The 11,938-nt window shown below is 45.1% G+C and carries 17 protein-coding genes and 1 pseudogene; 17 read left to right on the plus strand and 1 reads right to left on the minus strand.

The features are described from left to right. Positions 1-19: 19 nt before the first annotated feature. From rplO to DACSA_RS21145, 17 genes are all read left to right on the plus strand, one after another. The gene (gene rplO / locus DACSA_RS18025) at positions 20-463 is read left to right on the plus strand and encodes a 50S ribosomal protein L15 (protein WP_015231120.1); all 444 of its coding nucleotides are present in this window, start codon (positions 20-22) and stop codon (positions 461-463) included. A 73-nt stretch (positions 464-536) separates the two neighbouring features. Further along, positions 537-1,883 (plus strand): preprotein translocase subunit SecY, encoded by a 1,347-nt coding sequence (secY, locus tag DACSA_RS18030; RefSeq protein ID WP_015231121.1) that lies wholly within the window; start codon positions 537-539, stop codon positions 1,881-1,883. A gap of 157 nt (positions 1,884-2,040) precedes the next feature. Then, positions 2,041-2,610: an adenylate kinase gene (locus tag DACSA_RS18035; RefSeq protein ID WP_015231122.1), complete on the plus strand. Its 570-nt coding sequence runs from the start codon at positions 2,041-2,043 to the stop codon at positions 2,608-2,610. A gap of 113 nt (positions 2,611-2,723) precedes the next feature. Continuing rightward, positions 2,724-2,948 carry a translation initiation factor IF-1 gene (infA, locus tag DACSA_RS18040; protein ID WP_015227146.1) on the plus strand — a complete coding sequence of 75 codons (225 nt, stop codon included), beginning with the start codon at positions 2,724-2,726 and terminating at the stop codon, positions 2,946-2,948. A 74-nt stretch (positions 2,949-3,022) separates the two neighbouring features. Beyond that, a complete protein-coding gene (gene rpmJ / locus DACSA_RS19465) occupies positions 3,023-3,136 on the plus strand; it encodes a 50S ribosomal protein L36 (protein WP_015231123.1) in 114 nt (37 codons plus the stop codon). Between the two features lie 49 nt (positions 3,137-3,185). Then, on the plus strand, positions 3,186-3,569 hold the full coding sequence (rpsM, locus tag DACSA_RS18045) for a 30S ribosomal protein S13 (RefSeq protein WP_015231124.1): 384 nt from the start codon (positions 3,186-3,188) through the stop codon (positions 3,567-3,569). A 63-nt stretch (positions 3,570-3,632) separates the two neighbouring features. After that, positions 3,633-4,025 (plus strand): 30S ribosomal protein S11, encoded by a 393-nt coding sequence (gene rpsK, locus DACSA_RS18050; RefSeq protein ID WP_015231125.1) that lies wholly within the window; start codon positions 3,633-3,635, stop codon positions 4,023-4,025. Positions 4,026-4,130: 105 nt separating this feature from the next. Beyond that, positions 4,131-5,087 carry a DNA-directed RNA polymerase subunit alpha gene (locus DACSA_RS18055; RefSeq protein ID WP_015231126.1) on the plus strand — a complete coding sequence of 319 codons (957 nt, stop codon included), beginning with the start codon at positions 4,131-4,133 and terminating at the stop codon, positions 5,085-5,087. Between the two features lie 34 nt (positions 5,088-5,121). Continuing rightward, entirely contained in the window at positions 5,122-5,472 is a 351-nt protein-coding gene (rplQ, locus tag DACSA_RS18060; protein ID WP_015231127.1) for a 50S ribosomal protein L17, read from the plus strand. 5 nt (positions 5,473-5,477) lie between these two features. Further along, positions 5,478-6,311 (plus strand): tRNA pseudouridine(38-40) synthase TruA, encoded by an 834-nt coding sequence (gene truA / locus DACSA_RS18065; RefSeq protein WP_015231128.1) that lies wholly within the window; start codon positions 5,478-5,480, stop codon positions 6,309-6,311. A gap of 3 nt (positions 6,312-6,314) precedes the next feature. Next, positions 6,315-6,758, plus strand: a complete 444-nt coding sequence (rplM, locus tag DACSA_RS18070; protein ID WP_015231129.1) for a 50S ribosomal protein L13 — start codon at positions 6,315-6,317, stop codon at positions 6,756-6,758. Between the two features lie 22 nt (positions 6,759-6,780). After that, entirely contained in the window at positions 6,781-7,191 is a 411-nt protein-coding gene (rpsI, locus tag DACSA_RS18075; protein WP_015231130.1) for a 30S ribosomal protein S9, read from the plus strand. A gap of 28 nt (positions 7,192-7,219) precedes the next feature. Then, the gene (gene rpmE / locus DACSA_RS18080; RefSeq protein WP_015231131.1) at positions 7,220-7,450 is read left to right on the plus strand and encodes a 50S ribosomal protein L31; all 231 of its coding nucleotides are present in this window, start codon (positions 7,220-7,222) and stop codon (positions 7,448-7,450) included. A 69-nt stretch (positions 7,451-7,519) separates the two neighbouring features. After that, entirely contained in the window at positions 7,520-8,614 is a 1,095-nt protein-coding gene (gene prfA, locus DACSA_RS18085) for a peptide chain release factor 1 (RefSeq protein WP_015231132.1), read from the plus strand. Between the two features lie 212 nt (positions 8,615-8,826). Then, complete coding sequence (gene gpmI / locus DACSA_RS18090) at positions 8,827-10,425, plus strand: 2,3-bisphosphoglycerate-independent phosphoglycerate mutase (RefSeq protein ID WP_015231133.1); 1,599 nt, start codon at positions 8,827-8,829, stop codon at positions 10,423-10,425. A gap of 43 nt (positions 10,426-10,468) precedes the next feature. Further along, complete coding sequence (gene secG, locus DACSA_RS18095) at positions 10,469-10,696, plus strand: preprotein translocase subunit SecG (protein ID WP_015231134.1); 228 nt, start codon at positions 10,469-10,471, stop codon at positions 10,694-10,696. Positions 10,697-10,701: 5 nt separating this feature from the next. Then, the gene (locus tag DACSA_RS21145; protein WP_156800851.1) at positions 10,702-10,896 is read left to right on the plus strand and encodes a hypothetical protein; all 195 of its coding nucleotides are present in this window, start codon (positions 10,702-10,704) and stop codon (positions 10,894-10,896) included. A gap of 185 nt (positions 10,897-11,081) precedes the next feature. On the opposite strand, the pseudogene DACSA_RS23150 reads toward DACSA_RS21145, so the two are convergent. Further along, positions 11,082-11,931 (minus strand): annotated as a pseudogene (locus tag DACSA_RS23150) (CorA family divalent cation transporter). Between the last annotated feature and the right edge of the window lie 7 nt (positions 11,932-11,938).

An 11,938-nucleotide genomic window follows, 5' to 3' on the forward strand; every position in this document is an offset into this window, starting at 1 on the left:
ACTTTATCATTATTGAACTATGAAACTACATGAATTAAAGCCCAAAAAAGGCTCTCGCAAACGTCGCCGCCGTTTAGGACGGGGCATTTCCGCAGGACAGGGAGCCTCCTGTGGGAAAGGAATGCGCGGTCAAAAAGCCCGTTCCGGTCCCAATCCCTTCCGAGGTTTTGAAGGGGGACAAATGCCCCTTTACCGTCGCGTTCCCAAACTTAAACACTTTACGGTCGTTAACCAACGCCGCTACACTACCATTAATGTAAGTAAGTTGGCATCTTTAGACCCCAACACCGAAGTTACCCTCGCGGTACTGATGGAAAAAGGGTTATTAAACCAAGCCGAAGGTCCGCTAAAAATCTTAGGGGATGGCGAAATTACGATTCCTCTACAAGTAAAAGCCAGTGCTTTTACCAAAAGCGCTCGGGAAAAAATCGAGTCTGCTGGGGGGAGTTGTGAGGTGGTGTAACTGACACCACTGGTTAAATCGGATGCCGACCCAACATTTACCAACTTTTAATATCGGGGAGAAATAATCCTTCATGGTTGTTAGTCGAGAAAGAACCCCAAACGCACAAGAAACATTTATGCAGATGGCGCAAGCGGCGGGATTACGCAGTCGCTTGTTGATCACTGTGGGTTTGATTTTACTGGTACGGCTCGGAGTACGGATTCCCGTCCCTGGGGTCGATCGAGCCGGTTTCGCCCAAGCCGTTCAAGATAGCCCCATTTCTGGCTTTTTGAACTTCCTGTCTGGCGGTGGCTTATCCGCAGTAGGGATTTTTGCCCTCGGCATTCTTCCCTTCATTAATGCTTCCATCATCATGCAGTTGCTGACGGCGGCACTACCTTACTTAGAAAATTTACAAAAAAACGAGGGAGAAGCAGGACGACGGAAAATTTCCCAAATTACCCGTTATGTTGCTCTCGCTTCGGCGATTTTTAACAGCTTTGGTTTAGCCAGTTTTGTCCAACCTTATGCTTATAATCCCGGTCCGATCTTTTTATTAAAAACCGTAATTGCCCTAACTGCTGGCTCAATGTTTGTGATTTGGATATCAGAACTGATCACAGAAAGGGGAATCGGTAACGGTGCATCATTACTGATTTTTGTCAACATTGTCGCGATCTTACCAACAACCCTGGGGAATACGATCGAGTTTGCCCAAACAGGAGGACGAGAAGCCGTAGCACAAGTTTTAGTGTTAGCGCTGGTGTTCCTTGTGATGATTGTGGGCATTGTCTTTGTCCAAGAAGGGACGCGGCGGATTCCCATTGTTTCCGCACGGCGACAAGTGGGGCGAAGACTGTATCGGGAACGCACTAGCTACCTTCCCTTACGAGTCAACCAAGGTGGTGTTTTACCGATTATTTTCGCCTCTACCCTGCTGATTTTGCCCTCTTCGTTGGCGCAATTTACCCAAGGTGGTAGTGAGGAACAAACTGGCATTGCAGCCACCTTGAATCAGTTTTTAATTCAAGTCTCCACCTATCTTAACCCTGGCGGACCCACACCATGGCTCTATGTCTCGGTGTATTTACTGTTAATTCTGTTCTTTAGCTACTTTTACGCCAGTTTAGTGGTTAATCCCGTCGATATGTCCCAAAATCTGAAAAAAATGGGCGCAAGCATCCCTGGGATTCGTCCAGGTAAAGCTACCAGCGACTATTTACAAAAGGTAATTAACCGTTTAACGCTGTTGGGTGCAATCTTCCTGGGTTTGGTGGCAACCGTTCCCACCGCCGTAGAAACGGCAACGGGAGTCACCACCTTTCAAGGGTTGGGGGCGACATCACTCTTGATTTTAGTTGGGGTGGCGATCGACACGGCGAAACAAATTCAAAGCAGTGTCATTTCTCAACGCTATGAAGGAATGGTGAAACAGTAACCAGTGGATAGTCTGCACTGGATAGTGGATAGTAAAGAAAAACTTAATTCCTTAAAGCCCCCATTCTTGGGGGTTTGGGGGCAGAAGCCTTTACAAATAATCTGGGATGGCTATATCCACTAACCAATAACAAATAACAAATAACAAACAACAAATAATGACTGAATATTCAAGATTAATTTTTTTTGGGCCACCAGGAGCAGGGAAAGGAACACAAGCGAAAAAACTCTCGGAAGAATGCGAAATTCCTCATATTGCTACGGGAGACATTCTTCGTAACGCGATCGAACAAAAAACCGAAGTCGGGAAAAAAGCACAGAGTTATGTGGAAAATGGGGACTTAGTTCCCGATGAAGTCTTAGCCGCCCTAGTGCGCGATCGATTACAAGAACCAGACGCAGAAAAGGGCTGGATTCTAGATGGTTTTCCCCGCACCCTAGAGCAAGCAAAATTCTTAGATCAACTCCTCCAAGAACTCAATTCTACCTACGATTTAGTGATTTATCTAGACGTAGCTGATGAGACTCTCATGGATCGACTCCTCGCCAGAGGACGAAAAGACGACACCGAAGAAACGATCCGTCATCGCTTAGATGTCTTCCACAATCAAACCGAAACCTTAATTCACTTCTATAAAGAACGAAACCACTTTTTACAAGTCGATGGTAGCCAACCCCTTCCAGAAGTCACCGAACGGATTAAAACTGCCATGAAAGAAGGTTGTTGACACGGAAAAAACTAAAATTTTGTTAAGATAGGGGCGGTAAATTATGTTTTTTTTCAAAACTTTGTTAAAAAGCAATTTCCTTAGTCGCTGTCTTCAAGGAGAAATAAAACTCTATGTCTAAACAAGACTTGATTGAGATGGAAGGAACAGTTACTGAATCTTTACCGAACGCAATGTTTCGAGTGGATTTAGAAAACGGTTTCAACGTCTTGGCACACATTTCTGGAAAAATTCGTCGTAACTATATCAAAATTTTACCAGGGGATAAAGTCAAAGTGGAATTAACCCCTTACGACTTAACCAAAGGGAGAATTACCTATCGTCTGCGTAAAAAATAGAGATTGAATAGGCATTGAAAAAGTACCTAAAATATGATATAGTGATAGGCTTGTAACGTAAAAATAAAGCAACTATGAAAGTTCGACCTTCAGTGCGAAAAATGTGTGAGCGATGCCGAGTCATCCGCCGCCGAGGGCGAGTGATGGTCATCTGCTCCAATCCTAAACATAAACAACGTCAAGGATAAAACCTAATTATCCAAATCATAGCAGAAAAAACGAACAAGGGAGAAAAACGTGGCACGGATTTCAGGAGTAGAACTTCCGCGTGATAAGCGCGTAGAGACGGCACTCACATATATCTATGGAATTGGTTTATCCACTTCCCAAAAAATCTTAGCAGAAACAGGGATCAACCCAGACACAAGAGCCAAAGACCTTGATGTTAACGAAGAGGCGAAACTGCGCTCACACATCGAAACCAACTATCAAGTGGAAGGGGACCTGCGACGAGCAGAAAACATGAATATCAAGCGTCTGGTGGATATTGGCACTTATCGCGGTCGTCGTCACCGTTTAGGTTTACCAGTACGGGGTCAACGCACCCGCACCAATGCTCGCACCCGTCGCGGGAAAAGACTTGCCATTGCAGGTAAAAAGAAACCCCCAGCTAAAAAATAAGCAAGGTTCTCTTAACCTCCAAAATAACTTACTGGTCAGAAGCGAAATCAAACTCAAAAACCTATGGCGCGACAAACAAAAAAAAGTTCTTCTAGAAAAACGAAAAAAAACGTCCCGAGTGGCGTTGCCCATGTTCAGTCCACCTTTAATAACACCCTCGTGACGATCTCTGACACCAGAGGAGACGTGATTTCTTGGGCTTCCGCCGGTTCCAGTGGATTTAAAGGAGCGAAAAAAGGAACACCTTTCGCCGCTCAAACCGCTGCCGACCAAGCAGGAAGACGAGCCACCGAGCAAGGGATGCGTCAAATTGAAGTTATGGTCAGTGGTCCGGGTGCGGGTCGGGAAACCGCCATCCGCGCTCTGCAAGGGGCAGGATTAGAAATCACTCTCATTCGTGATGTTACCCCGATTCCTCATAACGGATGCCGTCCCCCGAAACGCCGTCGCGTTTAAGACCATCAGAAGCGGTTGTGGGTTGTGGGTTGTGAATCAGACAGATAACGAACAGCCGAAAAGGACAACCAAAAATAACAAGAATCAAAGAAGGGAGGTTTCTCTGTGGCGCTGCTAAAAGACTTTACCGTCGATTGTGTCGAATCCAAGACTGATAATAAAACCCAAAACCAATATAGTAAATTTGTCTTAGAACCCCTAGAAAGAGGGCAGGGTTTGACCGTTGGGAATGCCCTCAGACGGGTTTTGTTATCGAACCTAGAAGGGACGGCGGTAACGGCAACTCGAATCGCAGGAGTGACCCATGAGTTTGCTACCGTCCCTGGCGTAAGAGAGGATGTTCTGGAAATCTTACTCAATCTGAAAGAGCTTGTCTTCAGAAGTTACTCCCCAGGACCTCATATTGCTCGTCTCGCCGCCACCGGACCAGCCACAATCACCGCAGGAGATTTTAATCTCCCCTCAGAAGTGGAAGTGGTTGATCCCACTGGGTATGTTGCTACCTTAGCAGAAGGGGCAAAATTAGAGATGGAAATTCGCATCGAGAGAGGAACAGGTTATCGCGTCGTTAACTTGGAAAAGGAAGATGTGAGTTCTTTAGATTTTCTCCAAATTGATGCGGTGTTTATGCCCGTTTCTAAGGTGAAGTACACGGTGGAAGAAACTCGCATTGATGACGGGGAAAATAAAGATCGTCTGATTTTGGAAATCACCACGAACGGTAGTGTGAAACCAGAGGAAGCACTCTCGCAAGCGGCAACAATTCTGGTGGGATTATTTAGTCCCCTCGGTAATTTGAATATTGAACCCCTTCCTGTGGAGAAGGAGGAAGAAGAAGACCCCAACGGACAGATTCCCATCGAGGAGTTGCAATTGTCCGTGAGAGCTTATAACTGTCTCAAACGAGCTCAGATTAACTCTGTCGCTGATTTACTCGATTATAGTCACGAAGACCTCTTGGAAATCAAGAATTTTGGACAAAAATCGGCGGAAGAAGTGGTGGAAGCACTACAAGACCGCTTGGGGATTACTCTCCCTCAAGAAAAGTCAACGGCGACTTAAATTGATATAAAAAAACTAGAAAAGGAGGCTGATCATGCGTCATCGTTGTCGTGTTAAAAAACTCGGTCGTCCGGCGGATCAACGTCGGGCGTTACTGCGATCGCTAACCACAGAATTAATTAGACACGGACAGATTACGACAACAAAAACCCGTGCGAAGGCTGTACGTTCGGAAGTCGATCGAATGATTACTTTAGCCAAAGATGGCTCTTTGTCCGCACGGAGACGAGCATTAGGCTATATGTATGATAAACAATTAGTCCATCAGTTGTTTGCCAATGCTCAAGAACGATATGGTAATCGTAATGGCGGTTACACTCGGGTTTTGAGAACGATTCGCCGTCGCGGTGATAATGCGGAAATGGCTGTGATTGAGTTAGTGTAAAATTGGTGAGTGAGTCAGCGCAAAAAAAACGGGTTGCTTTAGTGGTTCAATACTTGGGAACTGCGTTTTATGGCTGGCAACGTCAACCGCACTATCGAACGGTACAAGAGGAAATCGAAAAGGCGATTAATCGCACGGTTTCTTCTTCACAGTGGATTCCCTTACATGGCGCTGGACGCACTGATAGCGGTGTCCATGCGGCGGCGCAGGTGGCTCATTTTGATGTCATTAGCCCAATTCCTGCGGAAAAGTTCGCGATCGTGCTGAATAAGCAGTTAGGGAATGATCTCCTGATTCGAGCTTCGGCACAGGTGGCTTCAGATTGGCACGCCCGTTTTAGTGCTAGTTATCGGCGTTATCGGTACACCCTTTACACCGCCAACCCTCCTAACTTGTTTCTTGCGCCCTTCAGTTGGCATTATTATTATGCTCCTCTGAACACAGCATCGATCGAAGCGGCTTTAAAGCCATTACTGGGATACCATGATCTCGCCGCCTTTTGTCGTGCGGGTTCAGAGCGATCGCACACATGGGTGGAAGTGCAAGCTGTCCAGTGTATCCGTAAAGGATCGATTGTCGAGATCGAAATTCAAGCGGATGGCTTTTTATACGGGATGGTGCGCTTGTTAGTGGGAATGCTGGTGAAAGTGGGAACAGGCGAACTGAGTACCGAAGCGTTTCGAGAGATTTGGCAGGAAAAACAGCGCGATCGCGTCAAGTATTCCGCACCCGCAAAAGGACTTTGTTTATTACGGGTGGGATATGAAGAGTTTCCCTTTCCCGAATCCATTTGGTTTAATAGCCAACCTCATTTTAATTTAGATGCTACAGAAGAATAAATTATGACACTTCATCAAACCCCCCAACCGAAAGTAGATACATTAGAAGAACAATGGTATGTCATTGATGCCACAGGTTATCGCGTGGGTCGTTTGGCGACCAAAATCGCCGAGATTATTCGGGGTAAAAATAAACCTCAATTTACGCCCCACATGGATACAGGTGATTTTGTGATCGTAATTAACGCCGAAAAAGTAACCCTAAGCGGTAACAAACCCAATGATAAACTTTATCGCCGTCATTCAGGACGACCAGGCGGCATGAAAGTAGAAACCTTTAACCAACTCCAACAGAGAATCCCCGAACGGATTATTGAAAAAGCGGTTAAGGGAATGTTGCCCAAAAATCGTTTAGGTCGCCAAATCTTTCAGAAATTAAAAGTCTATTCGGGGCCCGAACATCCCCATCAAGCACAAAAACCGATTACTATTACCCCTTCTAACTAAATAAACAGGAGATTAAAAGATTATGCAAGCAACAGATAACAATCGTGTGGTTTACTGGGGAACTGGTCGCCGCAAAAGCTCGATCGCGCGCGTGCGTCTCATTCCTGGTACAGGTGAAATCAAAGTCAATAACCGCAGTGGAGACCACTATTTCAACTACAATCCGATCTATGTCAACGCGGTAAAAGCCCCTCTGGAAACCCTGGGTTTAGAAAGCGACTATGATATCCTCGTTAATGCCCATGGTGGTGGCTTGACTGGACAAGCAGAAGCCGTCCGTTTGGGTGTGGCGAGAGCGTTATGTAAACTTGATCCAGAAAATCGTTCTCCCTTGAAAACCGAAGGCTATATGAGTCGTGATCCGCGATCGAAAGAGCGGAAAAAATACGGCTTACGGAAGGCAAGAAAAGCCCCTCAATTCTCGAAACGTTAGATTAAACCTAATAATAAGGAGGGAAATCATGGCAAAAGAAGGCATTCATCCCCAATGGTATCCCGATGCAAAAGTAATTTGTAACGGAGAAGTAGTGATGACCGTTGGCGCAACCCAACCCGAACTTCACGTTGATGTTTGGTCGGGAAATCATCCGTTCTACACAGGAAATCAGAAAATTATTGATACCGAAGGTCGCGTCGATCGATTCTTACGGAAGTATGGAATGTTTGATGACAGTGAAGACGAAGGGAAATAGATGTAACCCGCAATCATCAGTCAAAATGATAAGGAGGAAACGACTAATAATTAATAACGAATTAACTGCATGGCTGAATCTTACGTTTTAGAAAAATTGCAATCTGTCGAGGAAACCTACAACGAACTCACCCGCCGTTTAGGTGATCCTGACATTGCAACTGATCCCGATGAATTACAACGAGTTGCCAAAGCTCGTTCCTCCCTAGAGGAGACTGTAGAAACCTATAACCAGTGGAAAAAAGCTCAAGAAGACTTAAAAGAAGCTCAGGAAATCTATAAGGATGCCAGTGGCGATCCCGAAATGCAGGAACTGGCAGCTTCCGAAGTCAAGGAGTTAGAAGAAAAACTGGAACAATTGGAGCGACGGATGAAACTGTTGCTCCTCCCCCGTGATCCCAACGATGAAAAAAATACCATGTTGGAAATTCGAGCGGGAACTGGCGGTGATGAGGCTTGTCTCTGGGTGGGAGACCTGGTGAGAATGTATTCCCGTTATGCGGAAACTCAAGGTTGGAGTCTCAGTTTAGCCAGTGAATCCCTTTCGGAAACGGGGGGATTTAAAGAGGCGATCTTGGAAATCAAAGGCGATCGGGTTTATAGTAAGTTAAAGTTTGAAGCGGGTGTGCATCGGGTGCAACGAGTGCCAGCAACTGAAGCAGGGGGACGAGTTCACACTTCCACCGCTACCGTCGCTGTGATGCCAGAAGTGGATGATGTGGAGGTGGAAATTGATCCCAAAGATGTGGAGATTACCACCGCTCGATCGGGTGGCGCTGGGGGACAAAATGTTAACAAGGTAGAAACCGCAGCGGATTTGTTTTATAAGCCTCTAGGGATTCGTATTTTTTGCACCCAAGAACGTTCGCAACTGAAAAACCGAGAACGGGCGATGCAGATTTTGCGATCGAAGCTGTATGAGATTAAATTACGGGAACAATATGACTCAGTTACCTCGATGCGCCGCTCTCAAGTGGGTACAGGAGGGCGATCGGAGAAAATTCGCACCTACAACTATAAAGATAATCGGGTGACGGATCATCGGCTAGGAGTGAATTTTAATCTCGAACCCGTGTTGGAAGGAAGTCTCGAAGATTTGATTCAATCTTGTATTTCCCAAGATCAACAAGAACGCTTGGCAGAATTAACGGAAAAATCAGAATAATTGTGGCTAAATGCTCAATTTAAAGTAAAATGTCACAAAATGATAAAATCAGGCTTGATCGTTTCCATTAGATGACAAAACATCAGGGATCAAGAATCAAGAGATAAAAATCTCGATCGCGCCCAATGGAAGTCATCTAAACCGAGGTGCTTCAACGGTTAAGAGTGGTTTATTATGTCCATGAGAGACGCACAGAAGATAGGAAAAAGATTATGACAGACGCACCGATCGCCCCTGTGGTGCTAGTAATCCTCGATGGTTGGGGAGAAAACCAAAGTGAGACCGCCAACGCGATCGCGCTGGGAAATACCCCAATCATGGATAGCTTGAGAGCCGTTTATCCCTTGACTCAAATCAAAGCGTCAGGGAAAGCAGTGGGTTTACCAGACGGACAAATGGGAAACTCAGAAGTCGGTCATCTCAATATCGGCGCGGGGAGAGTTGTTCCCCAAGAGTTGGTTCGCATCAGCGACGCGGTAGAAGATGGCTCGATTTTAGAAAATGCAGCTTTGTTGGAAACCTGTGAAAAGGTGAAAGCCAGCGACGGAAAACTCCACTTAATGGGGTTATGTTCTAATGGCGGCGTTCATTCTCATCTTTCTCATTTATTGGGTTTATTGAAACTGGCACAAGCGCAAGGTATCAGCGAGGTTTGTATTCACGCTTTCACCGATGGACGGGATACGAATCCTCACGCGGGTGTTAGCGCGATCGAGCAGATTCAAGAGTATATAGACCAAATAGGAATCGGGAAAATTGTCACCGTCAGTGGTCGCTATTACGCAATGGATCGCGATCATCGCTGGGATCGTATCCAAAAAGCCTACGATGTCATTGGTCAGGGAGAGTGTGAAACGGAAACCTCTCCCATTGAGCTTTTAAAGAGCCATTATGACCTAAAAGTCACTGACGAGTTTATTCCTCCCACTCGTATCGCTTCGGGAGGTGTAGAAGCTGGCGACGGTGTGATCTTTTTTAATTTTCGCCCCGATCGCGCTCGACAGTTGACCAGAGCCTTCACTGATCCTGATTTTGATGGCTTCGATCGAACTTGGATTAATCCCTTACATTTTGCCACCTTTACCCAATATGACGCTTCCCTTTCGGTAGAAGTCGCCTTCAAACCGCAAAACTTAACCAATATCTTAGGAGAAGTAATCGCCAACGCGGGATTACGACAGTTGCGAACCGCCGAAACCGAAAAATATCCTCACGTCACCTACTTTTTTAATGGCGGCGAGGAAAAACCCTTTACAGGAGAAGATCGCAAACTGATCAATAGTCCTTTAGTTTCCACTTATGACAAAGCCCCTGCAATGTCCGCCGAAGCTGTGACCGATGTCGCTTGTGAAGCCGTAGAACAAGGGATTTATTCCTTAGTGGTGATTAACTACGCAAATCCTGATATGGTTGGTCATACAGGGAATTTAAACGCCGCCATCAGCGCGATCGAAACCGTTGATAGCTGTTTAGGACGCTTGCTAGAGAGTATCAGTAAAATGGGAGGAACAGCCCTGATTACTGCTGATCATGGTAATTCCGAATACATGGCGGACGAAGCTGGGAATCCTTGGACAGCGCACACTACTAACTTAGTCCCTTTTATCTTCTTAGAAGGAGAAAAACGTAAAATCCCAGGACATGGCGGCGAAGTCCAATTACGGGAAGGTGGCTGTTTAGCGGATATTGCTCCCACTATTCTAGAGATTTTGCAACTTCCGCAACCGCAAGAAATGACAGGGGAGTCATTGATTGCAACTAGCAACGTTCAAGTGAAGCGTAATCGTACCCCTGTCGATATTTCCCTATAAGTCTTGATATCCTAGAACTCTTATCTTTAATCGAGTAAAAAAAATGACAGTTGAAACCCTTTTAGAAATTACCTCCATTGCTTCAGCCCTTTTATTGATTGTTTTGGTCTTACTTCATTCTCCCAAGAGTGATGGTTTAGGTGGGCTGAGTGGTCAATCGGAACTGTTTACCAGCACCAAAAGCGCCGAGAAGACCTTAAACCGCATTACTTGGGCGTTAGGTTTAGTGTTCATCAGCAGCACGATCGTTTTAAGCGCTGGTTGGGTGTAGGTTGGGTGGAGGCTACGAAACCCAACACCAATATTCGTTATTCGTTATTCGTTATTCGTTATTTGTTCACTGATTACTGGTCACTGGGAGACGTTCCATGGAACGTCTCTACATTGGTCACTGTAAAAGGTTGGGTGGAGGCTACGAAACCCAACCTAGAATCAGTGGCTAGAATCCCCCCTAATATCAAGTTCGGGTAATTGCTTATGATTGGTGTTGGGTTTCGCGGTAGCTTCACAAGGGCCTACGTTTTATGCTCGATCGAGCGAACTTGATCTAAGCCCCCCTTATGATTGGTGTTGGGTTTCGCGGTAGCTTCACAAGGGCCTACTTTTGATCTAATTTGTGTTGGGTTTCGCGGTAGCTGCACCCAACCTACGTTTGATCATTGATTGGATTTTTTTCTGCGGCGACGAGGCAATCGAAACTTTCTTTTATTTTTACTCTTTTTCTCATCCGTAGGTGCAGTGGGATAGAATCTTTTTAGCCAACCATTACGCCAGAAAAATAGAATTAGCCCGATCGCAACGATCGCCATTAAGCCAAGAACTACAAAATAACTCCATTTCCAAGTTAATTCGGGCATATATTCAAAATTCATCCCATACACTCCCGCAATAAATGTAAGGGGAACAAAAATACTAGAAACATTGTATCTAATAATAAATAAGTTAAGTAATCAACCCCGGAAGTGCGAATTTTCCCCTTATTATTTTTTAATCGCTCACGGACGGGATTAAAACAGTCGTGGTTGGGTTCTTCTTGAAACGTTAATAAATAGCTTTTTCCTAACACAAAACTCACTTGTTGAGTATAAAACCCATCCTCTTCTGGTTTCGGTTGTACTAAGTGAACGATCACAATTAACTGCTCATTATAATCTTCTAGTTTCGGACGTTGTGGCACATTCACCACATCTTCTAGTAATAAAGGATGGAGCTTGAAAATTTGCCCAATTTGTTTTAGAATACGCTCAGAACCAAGTCCTTGTACATCTAACCAAGAAGCAGATTCACTTCCTAAATAATGTTCTAAAGTTGAAGGGTCAATATTATTTTTTTTACCGCGTGTTTCGGAGTATAATCAATTAAAATAATTTGTGAGGGAGTAGCCCCTTCTTCAATCCATAACGTTCCTGGTTCACTTCCTGGTAAGTCGAAGAAGTAGTCAAAATAACCTTCTTTGTCCTCATCATCTTCAATAAAATCGGGATTGAACTGGGGAAATTGTGTCATGTTAATT

It is taken from the genome of Dactylococcopsis salina PCC 8305, assembly GCF_000317615.1.
GTDB classification, from domain to species: domain Bacteria; phylum Cyanobacteriota; class Cyanobacteriia; order Cyanobacteriales; family Rubidibacteraceae; genus Halothece; species Halothece salina.